Below are 2,001 nucleotides of genomic sequence, written 5' to 3' on the forward strand. Positions count from 1 at the left end.
CAGCCGCCCCACTCGATGAAACCCTGCTCACCATGCCGTGTTTCCGGATGGCGGCCCCCTGGACAGACGGCGCGGCCCTGCTGCGGGCCAATGACGGCACCATCGTGCCCTTCGATCCGACCGGCAGTGGGCGTGTCGCAACCCTCGACCTGTTCGTCGCCCCGTCCCGGCGCGGCAAGTCCATGCTCGCCAACTCCCTGCTGCTGGCCACCGTTCTGAGCACGGCCTCCCTGACCGATGCCGGCCCGCGCCTGCCCCTGATCGGCAAGCTCGACATCGGGGACGCGGCAAGCGGCTTCATCGACATGGTGCGTAACGGATTGCGCGCCGAAGACGCCCATCAGGCGCTCTTCATCCCGTTCGATTTCAAAGACGATCATGCCTACAATATCTTCGACACCGAAGCCTGCTGTCGCCATCCGCTCGAACATCACCGCGCGTTTCTGACGAATTTTCTCTCAACCGTGTGCATGGAGCTGACGGGCAAACCCTTCGAGGGCATGAACCAGATTATCGATGCCACCGTCACCGCCGCCTATGAGATGTGTTCAGATGAGGTCTTTTCGACGTCCATCAAAAAATACCGCCAGACCGACAACCAACTGATCGACGCCGCCCTCTTACGTCTGGGTGTTGAGCCCGAGGGTGATGACACGACCTGGTGGGATATTGCAGACCTGTTCGCTGCCCGCGGCGACATGCGCATGGCGCGGATGGCGACACAGCATGCCGTGCCGGTGATTGAGGATCTGGTGTCCGCCACGTACCTGCCATATGTGCAAGACAATTACGGGTCGAATACACCAACGTCAGGTGCCGAAACGGGTCTGGATGTCTTCAGACGCTATATTGGCGCGTTCATCGGCAAATACCCGACCCTGAACCGGCCCACCCGGCTGGATCTGGGCGATGCGCGCATTGTCGCCCTCGATATCGGCCGTGTCGCCCCCGAAGGCTCGGCGAGAACGCCCGCCAGTCCGAACTGATGTATCTGCTCGGCTTTCAGATCGTGGGACGCAATTTCTTCCTCTCCCCCGAAGACGCCGACAAGGTGCCCGCCCATGTGCGCGACATCCACCGCGAGCGCTTCCGCGAGTTCCGCGAAAGCTACAAGCGCCTCGAATGCGACGAATTCCAGCGCGCAGCACAGGCCCCCTTCGTGTTGCAGCTCTTCGAAGAGGCCGCGCGACGCGCCGCCAAGCTGGGCGTGCGCCTGGGCCTGACCAGCCAGAGGATCACCGACTTTGGTCCTTACCTCACCGCCCATTCGACCGCCCGCTTTATTCTGGGGACTGCCAATCCTGAGGAAGCCGATGAAGCTGCCGCACTCCTCGGGCTGAGTGCCGCCGGGCGACAGATTGTCCACACCGCCCTGCAGGGGCCGCGCCCGGATGGCAGCGGCGCACCGCTGCTGCTGCAGATCAAGGTGGGCGAGGACTGGTACGAAATGTTCCTACTCAACACGCTCGGCCCCATCGAACTCTGGGCGCTCTCCACCAAACCAGAGGATGTCGCCCTGCGCCGTCGTGTCTACCGGGCACTCGGCTCCGTCGAAGCACGCCGCCGCCTGTCGCGCGTGTTCCCCAAAGGCACGGCCTCCGATGAGATCGATCGCCGCACCACCGCACAGATGGCCGACACGAACTCCGTTGACGCGCAGGCGGCACTGGGGGGTGTCGTCAGCGGGCTGGCCCGCGAGATCTGCGATGCGGTCGGGCTCGGCGCGACACTGAGGGAGGCCGCCTGAAAACAGCGTCACAACGGAGTGCGCGATACTGGTCTTATGAAGAAGACACACCTCCTTGTCGCGCTGGGTATCCTGAGTGGATGCGCGCACGACCATGACGCGGACACCGCTCCGGTGCGCGTCAACACGCCGGGGATGCCGTCGGCCGAGCTTGCGCTGCAGCAGAGCATCGACCGCGTCCACGGCTTCATCACCAATATGCAGCAAAGGCTGGGCGACGACCCGGCCCTGCGCATCCGCCCCGGTGTCGCGCG

The 2,001-nt window shown here is 64.0% G+C and carries 1 protein-coding gene and 2 pseudogenes; all 3 read left to right on the plus strand.

The window, feature by feature from the left end:
- A pseudogene (locus tag JCM25143_RS21125) lies at positions 1 to 986 on the plus strand (type IV secretion protein DotO); the annotation flags it as partial.
- The gene (locus JCM25143_RS21130) at positions 986 to 1,747 is read left to right on the plus strand and encodes a hypothetical protein (RefSeq protein ID WP_051543432.1); all 762 of its coding nucleotides are present in this window, start codon (positions 986 to 988) and stop codon (positions 1,745 to 1,747) included. The pseudogene JCM25143_RS21125 and the gene JCM25143_RS21130, both read left to right, overlap by 1 nt.
- A 36-nt stretch (positions 1,748 to 1,783) precedes the next feature.
- A pseudogene (locus JCM25143_RS20330) lies at positions 1,784 to 2,001 on the plus strand (hypothetical protein); the annotation flags it as partial.

The sequence above is a fragment of the Acetobacter papayae JCM 25143 genome (assembly GCF_000613285.1).
GTDB classification, from domain to species: Bacteria; Pseudomonadota; Alphaproteobacteria; order Acetobacterales; family Acetobacteraceae; genus Acetobacter; species Acetobacter papayae.

Bases quoted from the DNA above. Each gene is read 5' to 3' on its own strand.
- JCM25143_RS21130 (WP_051543432.1), top strand. From the start codon at position 986: ATGTATCTGCTCGGCTTTCAGATCGTGGGACGCAATTTCTTCCTCTCC.